Source organism: Rhodococcus sp. O3 (assembly GCF_048897285.1).
Lineage (GTDB): Bacteria > Actinomycetota > Actinomycetes > Mycobacteriales > Mycobacteriaceae > Rhodococcus.
The window spans coordinates 1-5,181 of sequence record NZ_JBMBTE010000207.1 but is presented as its reverse complement, the minus strand read 5'-3'; the positions used below and the strand labels follow the sequence as shown (position 1 = coordinate 5,181).

The 5,181-nt window shown below is 73.2% G+C and carries 1 protein-coding gene; it reads right to left on the bottom strand.

Going from position 1 to position 5,181, the window contains the following annotated elements:
- The coding region (locus ACN675_RS27470) for an amino acid adenylation domain-containing protein (protein ID WP_420753828.1) at positions 1 to 5,181 on the bottom strand (5,181 nt) is incomplete at both ends.

Sequence of the window (5,181 nt, the reverse complement as noted above, 5' to 3'; positions counted from 1 at the left end):
TGCCGCCGGTACCAGCGTTCGAGCTGCGCCAGGTCCAGGGCCTCCCCGCCGAAGATCACCCAGCGCAGCGACAGGGCGCTGTCGGCGGCGGCCCGGTCCGCCTCGACCAGCTGGTAGAAGGCGGTCGGGGTCTGGTTGAGCACGGTGACGTGTTCGCGGCGCAGCAACGCCAGGAACGCGTCCGGGGAGCGGGCGGTGTCGTGGTCGACGACGACGAGCCGGCCGCCGTAGGCGAGCGCCCCCCACATCTCCCACACCGAGAAGTCGAAGGCGTAGGAGTGGAACATCGTCCACACGTCGTGCCGGTCGAACCGGTAGCGCGGGGCGGTGGCGTCGAGCAGCGCAACGACGGTGCGGTGCGGCACCATCACGCCCTTGGGGCGGCCGGTGGATCCGGAGGTGTAGATGACGTAGGCGGTGTGGTCGGGGCGGCGCGGGCCGCGGCGTTCCCGCTCGCTCAGCGCGGTGTCCGGCAACGCCGCGATCTCCGAGGCGATGACCGGGTCGTCGAGCGGGATGGTGGGAATGTTGGTGCGCGGCAGCGACTCCCGGTATCCGCTGGTGGTGACCACGCACACCGGCCGGGCGTCGTCGAACATGAACGCCAGCCGCTCCGGCGGATACGCCACGTCGACCGGCAGATAGGCGGCGCCGGTGTCGAGGACGGCCAGCAGCACCGCGACCAGATGGGTGGTGCGCGGCAGCGCCACCGCGACGAGTGTGCCCGGTGCGGCGCCGCGCGCGGCGAACGCGCGGGCCAGCCGGTGCACGTGGCTCGACAGCTGCCGGTAGGTGAGCTGCCCGTCGACGCCGGTGACGGCGACCGCGTCGGGGGTGGTGGCGGCGGCCCGGTCGAACAGGTCCATCAGGGTCAGCCCGGAGCCGGGGCCGGTGGGCAGGGCCGGTTCGTGTTCGGCGGGTTCGAGCAGGTCGATGTCGCCGACGGGCACGGTCGGGTCGGTGGTGACCGCGTCGAGCAGCCGCAGGAACCGCTGCGCCAGCGCGGTGACGGTGTCGGCGTCGAACAGGGCGGTGGCGTAGGTGAACGCGGCGTGCAGACCGGCGGGTTCGGCGACGCCGGTGGCGGGCTGTTCCCCGATCGTCAGCTGCAGGTCGAACTTGGCGACGTGCGGGTCGGCGTCGAGGGCCTCGACGGTCAGGCCGGGCAGGTCCAGGTGGGGGCGTTCGTTGTTCTGGAATTCCAGGACCACCTGGAACAGCGGGGTGTGGTCGAGGGCGCGGGCCGGGGCCAGCGCGTCGACGAGCTTCTCGAACGGCAGCTCGGTGTGCCCGAACGCGGCGAGGTCGACCTCGCGGGTGCGTTCGAGGTGGTCGGCGAAGGACAGCGCGCCGGTGACCGGGGTGCGCAGCACCAGGGTGTTGACGAACATGCCGACCAGGTCGTCGAGGGCGCGGTGGCCGCGGCCGGCGATCGGGGTGCCGATCGTGATGTCGTCGCTGCCGGAGACGCGGGCGAGCAGCACCGACAGCGCGGCGTGCACGGTCATGAACAGGGTGGCGCCGTGCCGGGCGGCCAGGTCCTGCAGGCGGCGGTGCACGTCGGCGGGGACGGTGAAGTGCACGGTGTCGCCGTGGAAGGACTGCTGCGCGGGCCGCGGCCGGTCGGTGGGCAGCGCCAGCACCTCCGGGACGCCGGCGAGGGTGCGGCGCCAGTGCTCGAGGTGCCGGGCGGCCAGCGACTCCGGGTCGTCGAGGTCGCCGAGCAGCTCCCGCTGCCACAGGGCGTAGTCGGCGTACTGCACGGGCAGCGGTTCCCACGCGGGGGCGTTGCCGCTGCTGCGGGCCAGGTAGGCGGTCATCACGTCGCGGGCCAGCGGTGCCATGGAGGCGCCGTCGGCGGCGATGTGATGCACCACCAGCACGAGCACGTGCTCGTCGGGGCCGGGGGTGAACAGGGCGGCGCGCAGCGGGATCTCGGTGGCCACGTCGAAGCCGGCGGTGATGGTGGCGAAGATCCGGTCCGGCAGGTCGGTCGCGGCGATGGGGATCGGCTGCAGGTCCGGCAGGGCCCGCTCCGGCGGCGCGATCCGCTGCACCGGGCCGCCGGCGTCGGCCGGATACCAGGTGCGCAGGCTTTCGTGCCGGGTCAGTACGTCGTGCACGGCGGTGGTCAGCGCCGCCGTGTCCAGCCGCCCGGTCAGCCGGATGGCGAGCGGGATGTTGTAGGCCGCGGAGGTGGGGTCGAACTGGTTGACGAACCACATGCGCTGCTGCGCCGGGGACAGCGGGATCTTCTCCGGCCGTTGCCCCGCGCTGAGCGGGATGCGGGTGCTGCCGCCGTGGTCGTCGAGGATGCGGGCGGCCAGCGCCCGCACGGTCGGGGCCTCGAACAGGGCGCGGACCCCGGCGTCGGTGCCGAGCGCGGCGTTGATGCGGGCCAGCACCCGGGTGGCGAGCAGCGAGTTGCCGCCGATGTCGAAGAAGCTGTCGTCGACGGAGACCCGCTCGTGGCCGAGCACCTCGGCGACGAGTTCGGCGATGGTCGCCTCGAGCTCGGAGCTCGGCGGGTGGTAGTCGCCGCCACCGGCGGTCAGGTCCGGCACCGGCAGGGCGCGCCGGTCGAGTTTGCCGACCGGGGTCAGCGGGATCTCGTCGAGCACCACGATCGCGACGGGCACCATGTGGGCGGGCAGCCGGCCGGCGGCGTGGGCGCGCAGGGCGGCGGTGTCGACGGTGCGGCCGACGTCGGGCAGCACGTAGGACACCAGCGCGGTGTCGCCGGAGGGGGCGGTGTGGCCGAGGGTGACCGCGAAGGTCACGTCCGGGTGGGCGGCGAGCGCGGCGTCGATCTCGCCGAGTTCGATGCGGAAGCCGCGGACCTTAACCTGGAAGTCGGTGCGGCCGAGGTATTCGACGGTGCCGTCGGCGCGCCAGCGCACCACGTCGCCGGTGCGGTACATCCGTTCCCCGGGACGGCCGTAGGGGTCGGCGACGAACCGGGCGGCGGTCAGGTCCGGGCGGCGGTGGTAGCCGCGGGCCACCCCGGGACCGGCGATGTAGAGTTCGCCGGCCACCCCGACCGGGACCGGACGCAGCCGGTCGTCGAGGATCACCTCGTGGAAGCCGATGGCCGGGCGGCCGACGGTGACGGTTTCCCCGGGGTGCATGTCGGGGCTGACGCTGGTTTCGATGGTCGCCTCGGACGGCCCGTAGCCGTTGTACATGTGCCGGTTCGGGGCCCACCGCGCCACCAGCTCCGGTGGGCAGGCCTCCCCCGCGACGACGAGCACGTCCAGGTGGTCGAGCCCGGCGGGGTCGAGGGAGGCGAGCGCGGTCGGGGTGATGAACGCGTGGGTGACGTGTTCGTCGCGCAGGATGCGGGCCAGTTCGTCGCCGCCGTACACGGTGGGCGGGACGATCACCAGTGTCGCGCCGGCGCAGAACGCCTTGGTCAGCTCGAAGATCGACGCGTCGAAGCTGGGCGAGGCCAGATGCGACACCCGCGCCCCGTGCGTGATGGAGAAGTGTTGCCGCACCTCGGCGTTGAGGTTGGTCAGGCCGCGGTGGGCGACGACGACGCCTTTGGGGCGGCCGGTGGAGCCGGAGGTGTAGATCAGGTAGGCGGGGTGGTCGAAGTGCAGCGGGGTGCGGCGGTCGGCGTCGGTGACCGGATCCGCGGAGACGGTGGCCAGGCGGGCGCGGAGCTGCGGGTCGTCGAGCACCAGCCACGGCACCGTGTCCGGCAGCGCGGCGCGGTGCGCGGCGGTGGTCAACCCGATGGGGGCGCGGCAGTCGGTGAGCATGTAGCCGATCCGCTCGGCCGGATAGGTCGGGTCCACGGGCACGAACGCGGCCCCGGACTTGGTGACCGCCCACACCGCGGCGACCGACTCGATCGACCGGGAGATACCCAGGGCGACAAAGGTTTCCGGTCCGGCACCCGCGTCGATCAATACCCGCGCGACGCGGTTGGACCAGGCGTCGAGTTCGGCGTAGGTGACGGTGCGGCCCTCGAAGGACAACGCCACCGACTCCGGGACGATCGCGGCGACCGAGGACAGCAGTTCCGGCCACAGCTGCGGGGACACCGGCGGCAGGCCCCGCGCCGGGGCCAGCGTGGCCAGTTCGGTGGGGGTGACGATCTCGATGTCGCCGACCGGGCGGTCCGGGGCGGCGACGATCGCGGTGAGGATCCGCCGGAACCGGTCGGCGAAGGAGACGACGGTGTCCGGGTCGAACAGGTCGGTGGCGTAGGTGAACGCCGCCCGCAGCCCGGCCGGTCCCTGCTCGTCGGTGGTCTCGGCGATCGCCAGCTGCAGGTCGAAGTGTGACAGGGCCGGTTCGAGGTCGAGCACCGTGGCGGTCAGGCCGGGCAGGGTCACCTCGGGGCGTTCGATGTCCTGGAACTCGAGCAGCACCTGGAACAGCGGTGAGTAGGCGGTCGAGCGGGGCGGGTCCAGCACCTCCACGAGCCGCTCGAAGGGGATGTCGGCGTGGGTGAACGCGGACAGGTCGGTGGTGCGCACGCGTTCGAGCAACGCGGTGAACGGCTCCTGGTCGTCGACGCCGGTGCGCAGCACCACGGTGTTGACGAACATGCCGACCATGTCGTCGAGGGCGCGGTCGCCGCGGCCGGCCACCGGGGTGCCGACGACGATGTCGGTGGACGACGACAGCCGCGCCAGCAGCACCGACAGCGCCGCGTGCACCACCATGAACAGCGACGCGTCGTGGCTGCGGGCCAGGGCTGTCAGGGCGCGGTGGGTGTCGGCGTCGACGGTGAACGGGATGCGGGCGCCGCGCTGGCTCTGCTGCACCGGCCGCGGCCGGTCCAGGGGCAGTTCCAGCAGTTCGGGTACCGCGTCGAGGGTGTCGCGCCAGAACGCGAGCTGCCGGCCGGCGGTCGAGTCGGGGTCGGTGTCGTCGCCGAGCACCGCGTGCTGCCACATCGTGTAGTCGGGATACTGCACCGGCAGCGGCGTCCACTGCGGCGCCTCGCCCCGGCTGCGGGCGGTGTAGGCGGCGATGACGTCGCGGGTCAGCGGCAGCATCGAGAAGCCGTCCGCGGCGATGTGGTGCACGACGAGCACCAGGATGTGTTCGTGCTCGTCGACGGTGAGCAGCCGCAGCCGCACCGGGACCTCGGCGGCCACGTCGAAGCCGGCGGACACCACCGCGGTGATGTCGGGTGCCGGGTCGGCCGGGTCGGTGACGGCGGCG